Consider the following 15,480-nt stretch of genomic DNA (forward strand, 5'->3'; position numbering starts at 1 on the left):
ATTTGCCTGGCGGCTTTAGCGCGGTGGTCCCACCTGACCCCATGCCGAACTCAGAAGTGAAACGCCGTAGCGCCGATGGTAGTGTGGGGTCTCCCCATGTGAGAGTAGGGAACTGCCAGGCATCAAACAGAAAGAACCCCGTACCGGAAGGTGCGGGGTTTTTTGCTTTGTGCGCGGAAAAACATGCCGGATGGCGGCTTCGCCTTATCTGGCCTGCGGGTTTTGTAGGCCCGGTAAGCGCAGCGCCACCGGGCAATGCTGGCCGCACGACCTCATCGGGAAGAGATACAGGAATAAAATTTAGGTAAGGTTTTGATAAGCGCAGAAAAGCAAAAACCCAGCCATAGGCTGGGTTCTTTAAATAGTGGTGCCCGGACTCGGAATCGAACCAAGGACACGGGGATTTTCAATCCCCTGCTCTACCGACTGAGCTATCCGGGCAACGGAGCGCATTAAACCGCAATCGCGCGCGATCGTCAACATTATTTCGGGAAAAGCTGTTCAACTGCTTAAGTTTGCGGCAATCTGTCCGTTTGTGCGCTGAAAATGCACAAATCTTCCAGACAGTTCAGGCAAGATGTGACAATGCTGCCGGTAAGAGGAGGGCAGTATGGCAAAAGACTGGCTTGAGCTGCGTCAGCATGCAGAAACAGGTATTGAGACAATTAAGGCGCATTTCGAAGGACACGCCTTTGATCCCCACTGGCATGATAGCTATCTGGTCGGAATAACCCTTTCCGGTACGCAGCAGTTCCACTGTCGCCGTGAACGCCACCGTAGCCAGCCGGGCGATGCTTTTTTACTTGAGCCTGGTGAAATACATGACGGTGATGCACCGGTAGAGGGTGGCTTTACTTATCTGACCTTTTATCTGGATGAACACTGGCTCACCCGTACGCTTCAAGGGCTGTATGACTCTACTCCCGGGAGTTACACCCTCCACTTTGCCCAAACGCTGACGCGAGAGCCTCAGCTGGTGCGCGCTATCGGTGATACATTTGCCTCGCTGCATAACGATGAGATGAAGATCGTACAACAGAGCACAATGGATAACCTGCTCACTAAGATTACAGCCCACTGCCACTGGCGGAAGAAACTCCCGTCGCAGTTACAAAGCTCCGCTGTGGCGCATCGTGCCCGCGACTATCTCTATGCGCATATCGGCGAGAACGTGGGGCTGTCAGACCTTGCGCGGGAGACGGGGACGGATCGCTTTACGCTCACCCGCTGCTTTAAGCGCGAATTTCACCTTGCGCCGCACGCCTGGCTTATCCAGCTGCGCCTGGCAAAGGCCCGACAGATGCTGGCGTATGGGGAACTGCCTGTTGATGTGGCGACGGCAGTAGGTTTTGCCGATCGAAGCCATCTTGGTCGCTGGTTCCAGCGGGCGTACCGTATTTCTCCGGCACACTACCGTCGGTTGTGCACAAACCTTCCAGACGTTTCCAGAAAATAACGGCACATTCATGGCTCTACTAAAAGGAGCCACCTGTGAATTTAATACCCTTCCTGCTGTTTGCATTTGTCGCCTCGATTACGCCGGGGCCAACCAATATTTTGGTACTGGCTAACAGTCAGCACTTTGGCGTAAAAAATACGATTCCTGCGATCCTGGGTGGGTGTATTGCCGCCAGCGCTATTGTTCTGGTTTCAGGCGCTGGGGCAGGAGAAGTGTTACGCCAGTATCCGCTGATACGTCAGGTGATGAGCTGGGCGGGTGTGCTGTGGCTTTCCTGGATGAGCTGGCAGCTGTTTAGCGCCCCGGCCGCGAATCTCTCCTCCAGGCGTCATGTCCGATTTACCGCGCGGGCAGCGGCGTTATTACAGGTTGTAAACCCAAAAACCTGGATGATGGCGCTGGCCGTCGTCAGCCTGTTTGCTCCGGCAAGCGACCATGCATTACGGGATATTTCGCTGATGGCGCTATGGTTTCTGGCGATCTCAGTGGTCTGTTTGTTGTGCTGGGCGTGGCTGGGGAAGGCGGTGAACCGGATTTTCCGCACCACCGTGGCGATGGTGCGATTTCAACGTGCAATGGCGCTGTGTTTGTTTATTTCCGCCTGGACGGGAATGCTGGCTTAGGTCAGTGCACCACCCATACGGCACTGCGCAAACCGCAAAATATCTTCCGCCAGACGGTGCGCCGTATCCACATCCGCCTGGCTACGGTTCACCAGCATGCGGCTCAGGCAACCTTCCAGCACCAGCTCCATCTGCTTCGCGACCATTGCCGGATCATCCACTTCAAGTGTGGTCAGCAGCTCGTGTGTGAACTCGTGCGCGGCTCGTTTTTGCTGATCTGCCAGTTGATGGATGGGATGTCCGGGATCGGGGAAGTAGGTGCAGGCGGCGATAAACAGACAGCCTGGGTAACGGTTGTTGGTGACACACTCCGTCAGTGCGGTATAGCGTGCCAGCAGCTTTTGCTCGGTGGTCAGCTCTTCATTCAGCATCAGTTGCCTGCGCCAGATATCCACCTGCTGGCTGAGATAGCGCAGGGCATCATACAGCAGCGCCTCTTTATCCGGCCAGAAGCGCTTAAGTTCATCCAGAGGGTAATCGATACGGTCGGCTACCATCTCAAGCGTGGTGCTGGCGATCCCTTGAATCTCAAGTAATTGCAGGGCTTGTCCCAGTACGTCTTCGCGTTGCACGGTTATCTCCTCCGCTATTCCCAACGGTTTGTCCCGTCTAAAGTGTTGTTTACGGTTGGCGATTGCGCAAATGCGCGTTGAATGCCGTCGCGTCCATAAACCCGGTTACACGCTGCGTCAGCTGTTCTTCCCCCTGTTCATTGAAGAACAGGATGGTAGGCAGCCCGAGCACGTTAAGTTGCTTCAGCAGAGCCTTATCCTGCGCGCTGTTGGCGGTAACGTTCGCCTGGAGCAGAACGGTATCGCTCAGCGCATGTTGTACCTGCGGATCGCTGAAGGTGTATTTTTCAAACTCTTTGCAGGCCACGCACCAGTCGGCATAGAGATCGAGCATGACCGGTTTTCCTTTCGCCTGCGCCAGGGCGCGGTTGAGATCGTCCACGTTCTTAATCTGTATAAAATTCAGATGAGCCTGCGTTTGACCTGTCGGGGTGCCAAACGCCCAGTCCTGTAGCGGACGGACGCTCACCAGCGCGGCCGCCAGCAGAAGGATCTGTAGCAGGCGCATCCACGGTTTCTTCGCACCCAGACTCACGATAAATGCCCAGCTGAAGAAGGCCACGCCGAGCATAGCCCACAGACGCGTACCCCACACATCACCGATGATGCGTTCCAGCAGGAAGACCGGTAGCGCCAGAATGACAAAACCAAACGCGGTTTTCACTGTCTCCATCCACGGGCCGCTCTTCGGCAGCAGACGATTGCCAAATACCGTCACAAGGATCAGCGGCAGACCCATGCCGAGCGCGTAAAGGTACAGTGTGCCGCCGCCGAGCCAAAGGTTGCCGCTCTGGGCAATGTATAACAGGATGGCGCTCAGCGGCGCGGTGGTGCAGGGGGAGCAAATCAGCCCGGCGATGGCACCCATGGCGAACACGCCGCCCGCAGAGCCCCCCTGCTGACGGTTGCTCATTAGCGTCAGACGGGTTTGCAGGGAAGAGGGCAGTTGCAGAGTGAACAGGCCAAACATCGACAGCGCCAGCAGAATAAACACTGCTGACAGTCCGATAAGCACATAGGGGTGCTGAAGGGCGGCCTGGAACTGCAACCCGGCAGCGGCGACCACGAGGCCGAGCGCCGTATAGGTTAACGCCATGCCCTGCACATAGATAAAGGCCAGCAACAGCGCGCGGGCGGTGGAAAGGCGTTGCTTACCGCCCAGCACGATGCCAGAGATAAGCGGGTACATAGGCAGTACGCAGGGCGTAAAGGCGATGCCGATACCAATCAATAACGCCCAAAGCGCTGAGAACGGAAGGTCTGAAGCGGCTTCGCCTTCACCCCTCACACTGGCCATTTCCCCTGAGGGGAGAGGGGAGGCCGCCGCTTTCACTTCGCTAAGCGGAACGACCTTTGTTTCAGGGGGATAGCAGAAGCCCGCATCGGCGCAGCCCTGATACGTCACCGTCAGGGTAGCGCCTTTATCCGCCTGATTCACCGTGACGGGCACGCTTAAGCGCTGGCGATAAACTTCACTTTTACCGTAGAACTCGTCCTCGTGCCATTCGCCAGCGGGCATCTGCAATGCGCCGACGTCAGCCTTTGCCGGCGTGATGCTGACCTGCTTGCGATAGAGGTAGTAACCCTCTTTCACCTGCCAGGTGAGGCTGAGATCGTGCTGGTTTTGCTGAAAGTCGAAAACGAATGCCTGGTCGGCAGGAATAAAGTTCGAACGGCCGGGCGCGTCAAACAACCCGGCAAAAACTGACGTGCTGCACAGCAGCAGGATCAGCGTAAAGAAGCGTTGAGCCATGAGAGATAATCGTTATCGCCGTGGACCACTGGCAGCACCAGCAGCTCCGGGGTTTGGTAAGGATGATGAGACTTGAGGCAGTCGAGGAGCGCCTGCTGGTTGGTCAAATTGGTTTTGAGCAACATCTGGACTTCGTACTCTTGCTCCAGCTTGCCTTCCCAGTAATAAAGGGAGGTGGCGCCGGGAAGTAGCGTGACGCAGGCAGCCAGTTTTTCGGCCAGCACTTTGGCGGCGAGATCCTGGGCAGAAGCTTCATCAGGGGCGGTACACAGTACAACAACAGCATCAGGCGTGTTCACGATTCGACCTCCTCATCACGAAAGTCTTCACTATATCACGCCATGTGATTGGTCATTAATGAAACGGGCCGCAGCGCGGCCCGTTTTTAACTATTTTTACAACGGCTAACCGTTTACAGCACAATGCCGCCGATGATAAAGCCGAGGACCACGCAGAGCGTAATCGCCACCACGCCCGGGATGAGGAACGCGTGGTTAAACACGTATTTACCGATACGGGTCGAGCCGGTGTCATCCATCTCAACCGCGGCCAGCAGGGTTGGGTAGGTTGGCAGCACGAACAGGGCGGAAACCGCCGCGAAAGAGGCAATCGCCGTCAGCGGCGTCACGCCCAGCATCAGTGCCGCAGGCATTAGCGCTTTGGTGGTCGCAGCCTGGGAGTACAGCAGCGTTGCGGCAAAGAACAGCACCACCGCCAGTAGCCACGGATAGTTGTGCAGCAGGTCGCCTGCAACTGTCTGGATATCGCTGATGTGCGCTTTCACGAAGGTGTCACCGAGCCACGCCACACCCAGCACGCACACGCAGGCGCTCATACCGGATTTGAAGGTGCTGGCGTTCAGCACTTCGCTGGTGTCGATTTTACAGGTGATACTGATCAGCGTCGCGATGGTCAGCATAAATACCACAATCGCTTCGTTACGCGGCAGAACCGGGTTCTGGATCAGACCTACCGTATCGCTGATGGCGGTCGCGTAGAACATCACGGCGACGATACCAATCAGGAACAGCAGCACGGAGCGTTTTGCATGCGGCTTCAGCTCAAAGACCTGGCTACCGCGCAGGCTCACTTCACCTTTTGCCAGGCGCTCCTGGTAAACCGGATCGTCTTTCAGCTCGGCGCCGAGGAAGTTACACAGCACGGCAGTGATCATTACCGCAATCAGCGTGACCGGAATACAGATCGCCAGCAGCGTCAGATAACTTACGCCCATCGGCTCGAGAATACCCGCGAAAAAGACCACCGCCGCGGAAATGGGCGAGGCGGTGATCGCAATCTGGGAGGCGACTACAGCAATAGAAAGAGGGCGAGACGGGCGAATACCCTGCTCTTTCGCCACTTCGGTGATGACCGGCAGCGTGGAGAAAGCGGTATGGCCAGTACCGGCGAGAATGGTCATAAACCAGGTCACCAGTGGGGCAAGGAAGGTGATGTATTTTGGATGACGACGCAGCATACGCTCCGCCAGGCTCACCAGGTAGTCCATACCGCCAGCGACCTGCATGGCCGCAATGGCAGCGATAACCGCCATGATGATTTCGATAACGTCAAAAGGGATTGCGCCGGGTTTAATCTGAAAGATCAGGGTAAGTACGAGCACGCCGAGACCGCCGGCAAAGCCGATGCCGATACCCCCGAGTCGTGCGCCCAAATAAATCGCCAACAGGACGATGACGAGTTCTGCTCCAAACATAAAGACCTGCCTTGCTTATTAACAAGTTGATATTGAATTGTTGTGTTTTGGTAACGGCCATAAAGAAAAAAGGCACGTCACAAGTGACGTGCCTTTCGGAAGCTTAGCCTGAACGGTTACTGTTCGCTTTCATCGGTATATCGTTTCGCTTTATATGCCGGGTGCATCAGGTTCTGGGCGGAGAAGATATCGTCCAGTTCGGCTTCGGTCAACAATCCTCGCTCGAGAACCACCTCACGCACGCTCTTACCGGTTTCGGCACAAATCTTCCCGACGATATCGCCGTTGTGGTGGCCGATGAACGGGTTGAGATAGGTGACGATGCCGATGGAGTTATAGACGTAGCCTTCACACACTTCTTTATTCGCGGTGATGCCGTTAATGCATTTTTCCAGCAGGTTGTAGCAGGCGTTGGTCAGAATGTGGATAGATTCAAACATCGCCTGGCCAATCACCGGCTCCATTACGTTCAGCTGGAGTTGACCGGCTTCGGAGGCCATGGTGACGGTCGTATCGTTACCAATAACCTTGAAGCAAACCTGGTTCACCACTTCTGGCACCACCGGGTTCACTTTAGCTGGCATGATGGATGAACCCGCCTGCAACTCTGGCAGGTTGATTTCATTCAGGCCAGCGCGCGGACCGGAGGAGAGCAGGCGCAGGTCGTTACAGATTTTGGACAGTTTCACCGCCAGACGTTTCAATGCGCTGTGCACCATCACGTAGGCGCCGCAGTCTGAGGTGGCTTCAATCAGGTCTTCTGCAGGCACAACCGGCAGGTTGGACACTTCAGCCAGCTTCTGTACCGCCAGCTGCTGATAGCCATCCGGGGTGTTCAGGCGTGTACCGATGGCGGTAGCGCCCAGGTTCACTTCCAGCAGCAGTTCGGACGTGCGCAGCAGGTTTTTGGTCTCTTCGTTCAACAGCACGTTAAACGCGTGGAACTCCTGGCCGAGGGTCATTGGCACCGCGTCCTGCAGCTGGGTACGACCCATTTTCAGGATGTCCTGGAACTCAACGGCTTTACGCTGGAAGCCATCACCCAGCTGATTAATCGCGTCGACCAGTTTGACGACAGAGGCATACACCGCGATGCGGAAGCCGGTTGGGTAGGCGTCGTTGGTGGACTGACATTTATTAACGTGGTCGTTCGGGTTCAGGTACTGGTATTCACCTTTCTGATGACCCATCAGCTCCAGGCCGATGTTTGCCAGCACTTCGTTGGTGTTCATGTTGACGGAGGTGCCTGCGCCGCCCTGATAGACGTCAACCGGGAACTGATCCATGCATTTGCCGTTGTTCAGCACTTCATCGCACGCGGCGATAATCGCATTTGCAGCGCTTTTAGGAATGGTTTGCAGCTCTTTGTTTGCCAGAGCCGCGGCTTTTTTTACCATCACCATGCCACGCACAAATTCAGGGATGTCGCTGATTTTGCTGTTGCTGATGTAGAAGTTTTCAATCGCTCTCAGAGTGTGAACACCATAGTAGGCATCCGCTGGAACTTCCCTGGTACCCAACAAATCTTCTTCGATACGAATGTTGTTTAACATGTGAACCTTCTTTTCAAGCTGCCGATGGATTGTACTAAACACACAGTAGATATGTGGTTTTGAATATTTTATGACCGACGATTATTCCCTCAATCGGCCAGATGTTCGAGATCATATGCTGATGATAGCGAATTGCCGTAAGCTGGATCACTTATTATCGACCCGATTTCATGATAATTATTAATCTGTGAAATATGTCACCGCTTTAATATTTCCAGAAAAAATATCCGTGCAAACCGATTGAATTTTGGCTAACCGTCACCATTTCTTATCTACGCGCTTCGCGAACACATTCAGTCAGGGGCCAGAAGGCACCTGCCACACAGGAGATGCCAGTGCGCTGGATACCATTTATTGCTTTCTTTCTTTATGTTTACATTGAGATTTCGATTTTCATCCAGGTTGCCCATGTGCTGGGCGTCCTGCTGACGCTGATTCTGGTGATCTTCACCTCCGTCATCGGCATGTCGCTGGTGCGCAATCAGGGTTTCAAAAATTTCCTGTTAATGCAGCAGAAGATGGCCGCAGGCGAAAGCCCGGCCGCCGAGATGATCAAAAGCGTGTCGCTGATTATTGCTGGCCTGCTGCTGATCCTGCCGGGCTTCTTTACAGACTTCCTCGGCCTGCTGTTGCTGTTGCCGCCGGTGCAGAAGCATCTGACCATGAAGCTGCTGCCGCATCTGCGTTTCAGCCGTATGCCAGGCGGTGGTTTCAGCACCGGCCCGGGGGATACCTTTGAAGGGGAATATCAGCGTAAGGATGAGCAGCGCGACCGGTTAGATCATAAAGACGATCGGTAAGTTTCTTGCCCGGTGGCGCTCGCTCACCGGGCCTGCGGATTTTGCCGCTTCGGTAAAAACACCCACAGCCCCGCCAGCATGACGATGGCGTATACACTCTTCCATCCCACCATCGCCAGCAGCAGCAGGCACAGGACACACCCGATAGCCGCCAGCGCCTTAAAGCGTCCTTTCAGTAGCCGACAGCCCGCCAGCATGCACAACAGATAGATCATGATGAAAATACCGTTGGCGTAGATAATCAGCGCGTCAAGGTTGATGTCGAGGAGATAAATGGCCAGGGAACTCACCACGCAGCAGCCCAGTACGGTATTCAGCGCATTCACCGGAAGCTGACGCTTTGACAGGCGTGAGAGGGGGCTATCCGGTTTATAAAGTGCCTGAGACCACACCAGCCGGGCGAAGCTCTGAATATAGATGTTGAGGCTGGCAAAGCAGGCGAGATAGCCAATCACGCAGGCTACCCACAGGGCTTTAACGCCAAACAGCTGCACCACGATGCCCGGCAGCGACGCGGCGGCGGCTTTCTCTTCACCGAACGCGTTGAAGTGCAGCACCAGTACGGTACAGGCCCAGTACACGGTGCCCGCCAGCAGCAGGCCAATCATCAGGGCGCGGGGAAAATCACGCTCGGGCTGTTTAAACTCGGATGCCAGATGAGCGAACGCCTCCAGACCGACGAAACACCAGAACATGACGGATAGTGCAGCGAAAAGCTGTGTGTGGTCGATGTCATTAATCGCGGGGAAAGGAATATCCGCCACCGTAATGTCACCCGCAAACCAGATGGCGATGATCAGCGCGACGATTAACACGGCGACCAGCGTTTGCAGGTTGGCGCTGGAACTGGCCCCGCGTGAGCCAACCCACCAGATAATCGCTAGCGTACCGAGTTCAGCCAGCAGCAGCTGTTCATCGTGCCAGCCAAACAGCGCCTGTCCGAAGCCGGTTGCGATATGCAGGGCTGCCGGAAGGCCAACGGGTATCACCGACAAAAATAGCCAGCCGGTGACGCGTTCCATTCGCGGCCCAAACGCCATGCCGACAAAATGCGCTACGCCGCCTGCGCTCGGGAAGTGCCGCCCGAGTATGGCAAAGACAATCGCCACAGGAAACACCAGCACGATCAGCACCGGCCATGCCCAAAGACTGTTATTGCCGGCAACCAACGCCGCCAGCGCGGGAACCGCAAAAACGCCCGTGCCTAACAAAGACGTTGAGAGTAAGCCAATGCCCTGCGCCAGCCCCAACTCCTGCCTGAGTCCACTCATTTACCTCGTCCCGCCACCATCAAAAGAGAGTGGATGGTAACACTTTCGCAAATTTTTTTTCGATTACCCCTTGAAGGGGTAAAAAGCTATCCCCATCTCTCAGGGCACTAGCCGGAAAACCGCATGCGGACCGGCGTCATCCATAACTGATAATGACTTTCTCAAAGGAGAGCTATCAATGAGTATTCGTCCGTTACATGATCGTGTGATCGTCAAACGTAAAGAAGTTGAAACCAAGTCTGCTGGCGGCATCGTTCTGACCGGTTCAGCAGCAGCAAAATCAACGCGTGGCGAAATCATCGCTGTCGGTAAGGGCCGCATCCTGGAAAACGGAACTGTGCAGCCACTGGACGTTAAAGTTGGTGACATCGTCATTTTCAACGATGGCTACGGCGTGAAATCCGAGAAGATCGACAATGAAGAAGTGTTGATCATGTCCGAGAGCGACATTCTGGCAATTGTTGAAGCGTAATTAACGCACGAAACTGTACGAATTTGAGGAAATAAGAACATGGCAGCTAAAGACGTAAAATTCGGTAACGACGCTCGTGTAAAAATGCTCCGCGGCGTAAACGTACTGGCAGACGCAGTGAAAGTCACTCTGGGCCCGAAAGGCCGTAACGTCGTGCTGGACAAATCCTTCGGCGCGCCAACCATCACCAAAGATGGTGTTTCTGTTGCACGTGAAATCGAGCTGGAAGACAAGTTCGAAAACATGGGCGCACAGATGGTGAAAGAAGTTGCCTCTAAAGCGAACGACGCTGCTGGTGACGGTACCACCACCGCGACCGTACTGGCGCAGGCGATCATCACCGAAGGCCTGAAAGCCGTTGCTGCGGGCATGAACCCAATGGATCTGAAACGTGGTATCGACAAAGCTGTCGCCTCTGCTGTTGAAGAGCTAAAAGCGCTGTCCGTACCGTGCTCTGACTCTAAAGCCATTGCTCAGGTTGGTACTATCTCCGCTAACTCCGACGAAACCGTAGGTAAACTGATCGCTGAAGCGATGGATAAAGTCGGTAAAGAAGGCGTGATCACCGTTGAAGACGGTACTGGTCTGGAAGACGAACTGGATGTGGTTGAAGGTATGCAGTTCGACCGCGGTTACCTGTCCCCATACTTCATCAACAAGCCAGAAACTGGCGCTGTTGAGCTGGAAAGCCCGTTCATCCTGCTGGCTGACAAGAAAATCTCCAACATCCGCGAAATGCTGCCAGTGCTGGAAGCCGTTGCGAAAGCAGGCAAGCCGCTGGTAATCATTGCTGAAGACGTTGAAGGCGAAGCGCTGGCGACTCTGGTGGTTAACACCATGCGTGGCATCGTGAAAGTGGCAGCGGTTAAAGCACCTGGCTTCGGCGATCGTCGTAAGGCGATGCTGCAGGATATCGCTACCCTGACCGGCGGTACCGTGATCTCCGAAGAGATTGGTATGGAGCTGGAAAAAGCGACCCTGGAAGACCTGGGCCAGGCGAAACGCGTTGTGATCAACAAAGACACTACCACCATCATCGACGGTGTGGGTGAAGAAGCCGCTATTCAGGGCCGTGTTGGTCAGATCCGTAAGCAGATCGAAGAAGCAACTTCCGATTACGACCGTGAAAAACTGCAGGAGCGCGTAGCGAAACTGGCAGGCGGCGTTGCGGTAATCAAAGTTGGTGCTGCGACCGAAGTTGAAATGAAAGAGAAGAAAGCACGCGTTGACGATGCCCTGCATGCGACCCGTGCTGCGGTAGAAGAAGGCGTAGTTGCTGGTGGTGGTGTCGCGCTGGTGCGTGTAGCCGCTAAACTGGCTGGCCTGACCGCTCAGAACGAAGACCAGAACGTAGGTATCAAAGTTGCGCTTCGCGCAATGGAAGCCCCTCTGCGTCAGATCGTGTCCAACGCCGGTGAAGAGCCATCAGTAGTTGCGAACAACGTGAAAGCGGGCGAAGGTAACTACGGTTACAACGCAGCAACTGAAGAATACGGCAACATGATCGACTTCGGTATCCTGGACCCAACTAAAGTTACCCGTTCTGCTCTGCAGTACGCGGCATCTGTAGCTGGCCTGATGATCACGACCGAATGCATGGTAACCGACATGCCTAAAGGCGACGCGCCTGACTTAGGTGCTGCTGGTGGTATGGGCGGCATGGGTGGCATGGGCGGCATGATGTAATCATGTTGTTCTGAACCTCTCAGAACGAACCCCGGGCAGCGATGCCCGGGGTTTTTTATTGCCCGTCGAGCCGTTACTCAAACAAGATGTGCATGGCGGAAAAGATGCGGTTCCAGCACTGAAAAATCCATTTTTATCTCCTCAGAAGAGTAGCTGCATCACCCACATCGAGAGCAGGGCGTTGATGACGCAGACAGCGATGATGTGCGGGTAATATTTCGGGTTCACGCCCGCGGTGCCGAGGCAGCGGCCCGTGTTTTGCACCGGATTGCCCATCAGGTAGATGGCGGGCAGCAGGATGGTGGCATCATGGCCGCTGAGCGTGCCGGCGACGACCAGGCTGGCGCAAACCCCCACGCCGCCGCCCATGCTCATCACCGAGGCCAGAAGTACCGTTGCCGCCGCACCCGGAAGCCCCCACAGGGCCATGATGGGCTCGCATACCCTGCCGACAATATCCAGCAGGCCGGTCACCTTAAGCGCCTGAATGATGACAAACGCCATGACCACGTTCGGCAGCAGGCTGGTGGTGGCGATGGTAAAGCCGCGGCGGGCGCCATCGATAAACAAGTCCATGATATTTTTACGCGTCTGGGCGATCATTTTTCCTCCTGAACGCGACGAACTTCCATGTGGGCGATCCACAGCCGCAGGAAGTTGGCGCCAACAAATTTAAATACCAGAATGACCGCCAGCGGCGCGATCACCGGGACGGTAATAAAGGTAAAAAGTGCGGCACCGGAAGAAAAATAGTTGGTAATAATGGCGCTACCGCTGGTCTGGAAGGTGGCGAAAATGGCGCGTTCATGGTCAGTAATCGCCCCTTCGTCGGTCAACTTTTTGGTCATCCCTGCGGCTGCATCGGTATTTTGCAGGTTGGCGATAAGCGCCAGAGAGCAGATGCCCGGCACGCCGAGCAGCGGGCGCAGAATGGGCGTCATGAGCTGTTGTGCGGCGCGCAGCCCGCCCAGCCCCTCGGTAACGGCAATGATCCCGAGCGATAAAATGACCGAGGGCGCCAGTTCAAGGGCAAACAAAAAACCGTCTTTCGCTCCTGTGCCACCCTCGCCGCGAAACGTTAGGGCGCCGTTCACCGGTCCAAAGCTGCCGTTCAGAACGGTAAAATCCAGCACGCGCCACCATTCAGTACTTTTGGCGAAAAAACCTGAGAAAAATACGATGGTGAGCACGAACGCCAGATAGCCCACCCAGGTTACTTTTTCCTCTCCTGAGGATGATGCACTCATGAAACCCCCTTTTTTTTAGTCCCGTACAAAAGTTGTACGTCGCATCACTAAAAACGATCGGGGGCTAAAACACGATATCCCAAAGGTTATTATCAGAATTCATTTAAGATGTCGGAGGAGTGCCAGCGGAATCTGGCTCGCAGAAATGCTCAGCATTTTTCTTTTGGTCATCTTTTTAGTATAAGGTTTACACGCGGACAACTACTGTCCAGCTTATTGAAAACGAGGAATAACATGCGCATAAAAGTCTGTGCAGGGATTGTAGGTGCAGCATTGCTGCTGGCGGGTTGTAGCACCAGCAATGAGCTGACGGCAGCGGGCCAGAGCGTTCGCTTTGTGGAAGATAAGCCGGGCAGCGAATGCCAGCTGTTAGGCACCGCCTCTGGCGAGCAAAGCAACTGGATGTCAGGGCAGCACGGCGAGGAGGGCGGCTCTATGCGCGGTGCGGCCAATGCCCTGCGTAATCAGGCTGCGGCAATGGGCGGCAACGTGATTTACGGGGTGAGCAGCCCGACGCAGGGTATGCTGTCCAGCTTTGTGCCAACCGCCAGCCAGATGAACGGCCAGGTCTATAAGTGCCCGAACTGATATAACATTTTGATGGCGCTGCCGCTTTACCTGTAGGCAGGTAAGCGTAGCGCCACCTGCTTTTTTTACTGCTGCCGCAACTGCAAATCCAGCGGCGTCTTACTCGGCTCTCCGCCAATCTCACGTGCCAGCTTCGGCACCATATAACCTGAAACCAGCGTTAACAGCTCGCGCATAATCTTCCGGGCCTCTTCATCCGTCACCATGAAGTGCGCCGCGCCCTGGACGCGATCCAGAACATGCAGGTAATAGGGCATTACGCCCGCATCAAATAAGGCATTGCTGAGATCGGCCAACACGTGGGCGCTGTCGTTCACGCCGCGCAGTAATACGCTCTGGTTGAGCAGCGTCACGCCTGCCATTCGCATACGCGTCATCGCCGCACGAAAGTCCGCGTCAATTTCATTTGCATGGTTGATATGGTTTACCAGCAGCACCTGTAAACGGGACTGCTCCAGGCGCGTGACCAGGGCGTCGGTGATACGCGCCGGGATGACGATCGGTAAACGGCTGTGAATGCGCAGACGCTTAATGTGCGGGATGGTCTCAAGTTGAGTCAGCAGCCAGTCCAGCTCATGATCTTTTGCCATCAGCGGGTCGCCGCCGGAAAAGATGATTTCATCCAGTTCCGGATGCGCTGCGATGTAGTCCAGCGCCACCTGCCAGTTGCGCTTATTGCCCTGGTTTTCGGCGTACGGGAAGTGGCGACGGAAGCAATAGCGGCAATTTACCGCGCACCCGCCCTTAACCAGCAGCAGGGCACGATTGCGGTATTTATGCAGTAAACCCGGTACAACACTGTTCTGCTCTTCCAGCGGATCGGTGCTGTATCCGGGGGCGGTAATAAACTCATCCTGAGAGGTCAGCGTTTGTTTTAATAATGGATCATCAGGGTTACCCTTTTCCATTCGGGCAACAAACGCGCGGGGAACGCGCAGGGCGAAAAGGCGCTTCGCCTCACGGCCTGCACGCAACGCTTCGTGCTGTTCGAGGTCTAAAAGACGCAGCAATTCATCAGGACTGGTGATTACATCGGCAAGTTGCGATAACCAATCTTCTCTGGACGGGGTGTTTAGGGTTACAATATGCGCCATTTTGTGGCTTAGCTACCAGTTAACAAATTTAGAGGGCCTTATGGCAACGTACTATAGCAACGATTTTCGTGCTGGTCTTAAAATCATGATGGACGGCGAACCGTACGCGGTTGAAGCCAGCGAATTCGTTAAACCAGGTAAAGGCCAGGCATTTGCGCGCGTTAAGCTGCGCCGCCTGCTGACCGGTACCCGTGTTGAGAAAACCTTCAAATCTACTGACTCCGCTGAAGGCGCTGATGTTGTCGATATGAACCTGACTTACCTGTACAACGACGGTGAGTTCTGGCACTTCATGAACAACGAAACCTTCGAGCAGCTGTCTGCGGACGCGAAAGCGATTGGCGACAACGCCAAGTGGCTGCTGGATCAGGCTGAGTGCATCGTGACCCTGTGGAACGGTCAGCCTATCGCGGTTACGCCGCCGAACTTCGTTGAGCTGGAAATCGTTGAAACCGATCCAGGTCTGAAAGGTGATACCGCAGGTACTGGCGGCAAGCCTGCCACCCTGTCTACCGGCGCTGTGGTGAAAGTGCCACTGTTCGTACAGATCGGTGAAGTGATCAAAGTGGATACCCGCTCCGGCGAATACGTATCCCGCGTGAAGTAATTTACGTCATGATTAAAGGCGCAGCGCCCGCTGCGCCTGAT

At 55.1% G+C, this 15,480-nt stretch carries 16 protein-coding genes, 1 tRNA gene and 1 rRNA gene; 8 read left to right on the forward strand and 10 right to left on the reverse strand.

Annotated elements, in window-relative coordinates; all coding sequences use genetic code 11:
• The first annotated feature begins 5 nt into the window (after nt 1-5).
• Nucleotides 6-121 (forward strand): 5S ribosomal RNA (rrf, locus tag ACOTXC_RS13500).
• A 244-nt stretch (nt 122-365) separates the two neighbouring features.
• Here the strand turns inward: rrf and ACOTXC_RS13505 are convergent.
• Nucleotides 366-441: transfer RNA gene (locus ACOTXC_RS13505), tRNA-Phe, on the reverse strand.
• A 169-nt stretch (nt 442-610) separates the two neighbouring features.
• On the opposite strand from ACOTXC_RS13505, the gene ACOTXC_RS13510 reads away from it, so the two are divergent.
• Both ACOTXC_RS13510 and ACOTXC_RS13515 read left to right on the forward strand, forming a co-directional pair.
• Nucleotides 611-1,456 (forward strand): AraC family ligand binding domain-containing protein, encoded by an 846-nt coding sequence (locus tag ACOTXC_RS13510; RefSeq protein WP_421767751.1) that lies wholly within the window; start codon nt 611-613, stop codon nt 1,454-1,456.
• Nucleotides 1,457-1,491: 35 nt separating this feature from the next.
• Nucleotides 1,492-2,082 carry a LysE family translocator gene (locus tag ACOTXC_RS13515; RefSeq protein ID WP_023299118.1) on the forward strand — a complete coding sequence of 197 codons (591 nt, stop codon included), beginning with the start codon at nt 1,492-1,494 and terminating at the stop codon, nt 2,080-2,082.
• On the opposite strand, the gene ACOTXC_RS13520 is transcribed toward ACOTXC_RS13515, so the two are convergent.
• From ACOTXC_RS13520 to aspA, 5 genes are all read right to left on the reverse strand, one after another.
• Nucleotides 2,079-2,654: a transcriptional regulator gene (locus ACOTXC_RS13520; RefSeq protein ID WP_022646797.1), complete on the reverse strand. Its 576-nt coding sequence runs from the start codon at nt 2,652-2,654 to the stop codon at nt 2,079-2,081. The two genes, ACOTXC_RS13515 and ACOTXC_RS13520, sit on opposite strands and share 4 nt — an antisense overlap.
• 49 nt (nt 2,655-2,703) lie before the next feature.
• Nucleotides 2,704-4,407 (reverse strand): protein-disulfide reductase DsbD, encoded by a 1,704-nt coding sequence (locus ACOTXC_RS13525; protein ID WP_421767752.1) that lies wholly within the window; start codon nt 4,405-4,407, stop codon nt 2,704-2,706.
• Nucleotides 4,383-4,706 (reverse strand): divalent cation tolerance protein CutA, encoded by a 324-nt coding sequence (gene cutA / locus ACOTXC_RS13530; RefSeq protein ID WP_003855908.1) that lies wholly within the window; start codon nt 4,704-4,706, stop codon nt 4,383-4,385. Before cutA ends, ACOTXC_RS13525 begins: the two co-directional genes overlap by 25 nt.
• A gap of 113 nt (nt 4,707-4,819) precedes the next feature.
• Complete coding sequence (locus ACOTXC_RS13535; protein ID WP_008502949.1) at nt 4,820-6,121, reverse strand: anaerobic C4-dicarboxylate transporter; 1,302 nt, start codon at nt 6,119-6,121, stop codon at nt 4,820-4,822.
• Between the two features lie 116 nt (nt 6,122-6,237).
• Nucleotides 6,238-7,674 (reverse strand): aspartate ammonia-lyase, encoded by a 1,437-nt coding sequence (aspA, locus tag ACOTXC_RS13540; protein WP_003855923.1) that lies wholly within the window; start codon nt 7,672-7,674, stop codon nt 6,238-6,240.
• Nucleotides 7,675-8,009: 335 nt separating this feature from the next.
• Here aspA and ACOTXC_RS13545 point away from each other — a divergent pair, with 335 nt between their 5' ends.
• Complete coding sequence (locus ACOTXC_RS13545) at nt 8,010-8,474, forward strand: FxsA family protein (RefSeq protein WP_003855925.1); 465 nt, start codon at nt 8,010-8,012, stop codon at nt 8,472-8,474.
• 23 nt (nt 8,475-8,497) lie between these two features.
• On the opposite strand, the gene yjeH is transcribed toward ACOTXC_RS13545, so the two are convergent.
• Nucleotides 8,498-9,745: an L-methionine/branched-chain amino acid transporter gene (gene yjeH / locus ACOTXC_RS13550; RefSeq protein ID WP_022646799.1), complete on the reverse strand. Its 1,248-nt coding sequence runs from the start codon at nt 9,743-9,745 to the stop codon at nt 8,498-8,500.
• Nucleotides 9,746-9,923: 178 nt separating this feature from the next.
• Between yjeH and ACOTXC_RS13555 the strand changes: the two genes are divergently transcribed.
• Nucleotides 9,924-10,217: a co-chaperone GroES gene (locus ACOTXC_RS13555; RefSeq protein WP_003855929.1), complete on the forward strand. Its 294-nt coding sequence runs from the start codon at nt 9,924-9,926 to the stop codon at nt 10,215-10,217.
• 39 nt (nt 10,218-10,256) lie between these two features.
• Nucleotides 10,257-11,903 carry a chaperonin GroEL gene (groL, locus tag ACOTXC_RS13560; RefSeq protein ID WP_006810416.1) on the forward strand — a complete coding sequence of 549 codons (1,647 nt, stop codon included), beginning with the start codon at nt 10,257-10,259 and terminating at the stop codon, nt 11,901-11,903.
• 141 nt (nt 11,904-12,044) lie between these two features.
• On the opposite strand, the gene ACOTXC_RS13565 is transcribed toward groL, so the two are convergent.
• Both ACOTXC_RS13565 and ACOTXC_RS13570 read right to left on the reverse strand, forming a co-directional pair.
• On the reverse strand, nt 12,045-12,506 hold the full coding sequence (locus tag ACOTXC_RS13565) for a YjiG family protein (protein WP_022646800.1): 462 nt from the start codon (nt 12,504-12,506) through the stop codon (nt 12,045-12,047).
• A complete protein-coding gene (locus tag ACOTXC_RS13570; protein WP_063151043.1) occupies nt 12,503-13,150 on the reverse strand; it encodes a nucleoside recognition domain-containing protein in 648 nt (215 codons plus the stop codon). Before ACOTXC_RS13570 ends, ACOTXC_RS13565 begins: the two co-directional genes overlap by 4 nt.
• Nucleotides 13,151-13,384: 234 nt before the next feature.
• Here ACOTXC_RS13570 and ACOTXC_RS13575 point away from each other — a divergent pair, with 234 nt between their 5' ends.
• The gene (locus ACOTXC_RS13575) at nt 13,385-13,738 is read left to right on the forward strand and encodes a DUF4156 domain-containing protein (protein WP_022646802.1); all 354 of its coding nucleotides are present in this window, start codon (nt 13,385-13,387) and stop codon (nt 13,736-13,738) included.
• Between the two features lie 65 nt (nt 13,739-13,803).
• Here the strand turns inward: ACOTXC_RS13575 and epmB are convergent, their stop codons facing one another.
• Complete coding sequence (gene epmB, locus ACOTXC_RS13580; RefSeq protein ID WP_022646803.1) at nt 13,804-14,832, reverse strand: EF-P beta-lysylation protein EpmB; 1,029 nt, start codon at nt 14,830-14,832, stop codon at nt 13,804-13,806.
• A gap of 40 nt (nt 14,833-14,872) precedes the next feature.
• Between epmB and efp the strand changes: the two genes are divergently transcribed.
• Nucleotides 14,873-15,439: an elongation factor P gene (gene efp, locus ACOTXC_RS13585; RefSeq protein WP_003855940.1), complete on the forward strand. Its 567-nt coding sequence runs from the start codon at nt 14,873-14,875 to the stop codon at nt 15,437-15,439.
• Nucleotides 15,440-15,480 lie beyond the last annotated feature (41 nt).

The sequence above is a fragment of the Enterobacter cloacae complex sp. IR5428 genome (assembly GCF_049238585.1).
In the GTDB taxonomy this organism is placed as follows: domain Bacteria; phylum Pseudomonadota; class Gammaproteobacteria; order Enterobacterales; family Enterobacteriaceae; genus Enterobacter; species Enterobacter intestinihominis.

Coding starts and splice junctions, on each gene's coding strand:
- ACOTXC_RS13510 (WP_421767751.1), top strand. CDS start 611: ATGGCAAAAGACTGGCTTGAGCTGCGTCAGCATGCAGAAACAGGTATT.
- ACOTXC_RS13525 (WP_421767752.1), bottom strand. CDS start 4,407: ATGGCTCAACGCTTCTTTACGCTGATCCTGCTGCTGTGCAGCACGTCA.
- ACOTXC_RS13535 (WP_008502949.1), bottom strand. CDS start 6,121: ATGTTTGGAGCAGAACTCGTCATCGTCCTGTTGGCGATTTATTTGGGC.
- aspA (WP_003855923.1), bottom strand. CDS start 7,674: ATGTTAAACAACATTCGTATCGAAGAAGATTTGTTGGGTACCAGGGAA.
- yjeH (WP_022646799.1), bottom strand. CDS start 9,745: ATGAGTGGACTCAGGCAGGAGTTGGGGCTGGCGCAGGGCATTGGCTTA.
- ACOTXC_RS13555 (WP_003855929.1), top strand. CDS start 9,924: ATGAGTATTCGTCCGTTACATGATCGTGTGATCGTCAAACGTAAAGAA.
- groL (WP_006810416.1), top strand. CDS start 10,257: ATGGCAGCTAAAGACGTAAAATTCGGTAACGACGCTCGTGTAAAAATG.
- ACOTXC_RS13565 (WP_022646800.1), bottom strand. CDS start 12,506: ATGATCGCCCAGACGCGTAAAAATATCATGGACTTGTTTATCGATGGC.
- ACOTXC_RS13570 (WP_063151043.1), bottom strand. CDS start 13,150: ATGAGTGCATCATCCTCAGGAGAGGAAAAAGTAACCTGGGTGGGCTAT.
- ACOTXC_RS13575 (WP_022646802.1), top strand. CDS start 13,385: ATGCGCATAAAAGTCTGTGCAGGGATTGTAGGTGCAGCATTGCTGCTG.
- epmB (WP_022646803.1), bottom strand. CDS start 14,832: ATGGCGCATATTGTAACCCTAAACACCCCGTCCAGAGAAGATTGGTTA.
- efp (WP_003855940.1), top strand. CDS start 14,873: ATGGCAACGTACTATAGCAACGATTTTCGTGCTGGTCTTAAAATCATG.